1 protein-coding gene is annotated in these 706 nt (G+C 56.5%); it reads left to right on the forward strand.

Translation table 11 applies throughout. The features are described 5' to 3' along the window. Positions 1 to 706 (forward strand): GTPase (locus K5E19_RS23230; RefSeq protein ID WP_221553285.1); only part of this gene is annotated, 706 nt, incomplete at both ends.

Consider the following 706-nt stretch of genomic DNA (forward strand, 5'->3'; position numbering starts at 1 on the left):
CGACACTGACCAACCGTATTCTCGGCGAAGACCGCGTGGTGGTCTACGACATGCCGGGCACGACGCGTGACAGTATTTACATCCCGATGGAACGTGACGAGCGCGAATATGTGCTGATCGACACGGCGGGCGTGCGTAAGCGCGGGAACATCACCGATGTAGTGGAAAAATTCTCCGTCATCAAAACGCTGCAGGCGATTGAAGATGCGAACGTGGTGATGCTGGTCATCGACGCGCGAGAAGGCATCTCCGGTCAGGACCTGTCGCTGCTGGGCTTTATCCTCAATAGTGGGCGCTCACTTGTTATCGGCGTCAACAAATGGGACGGCCTGAGCAACGAAGTGCGTGAGCAAGTCAAAGAGATGCTGGACTTCCGTCTGGGCTTCATCGACTTTGCCCGTGTGCACTTCATCTCTGCGCTGCACGGCAGTGGCGTGGGCAACCTGTTCGAATCCGTTCGCGAAGCCTACGACAGTTCCACCCGTCGTGTAAGCACCGCCATGTTGACGCGCATCATGACTATGGCAGCGGAAGACCATCAGCCGCCGCTGGTGCGAGGCCGTCGCGTGAAGCTGAAATACGCCCACGCCGGTGGTTACAACCCGCCAATCGTGGTGATTCACGGTAATCAGGTGAAAGATCTGCCGGATTCCTACAAGCGTTATCTGATGAACTACTTCCGTAAATCGCTGGATGTGATGGGTAC

Source organism: Enterobacter sp. RIT637 (assembly GCF_019718755.1).
GTDB lineage: Bacteria > Pseudomonadota > Gammaproteobacteria > Enterobacterales > Enterobacteriaceae > Enterobacter.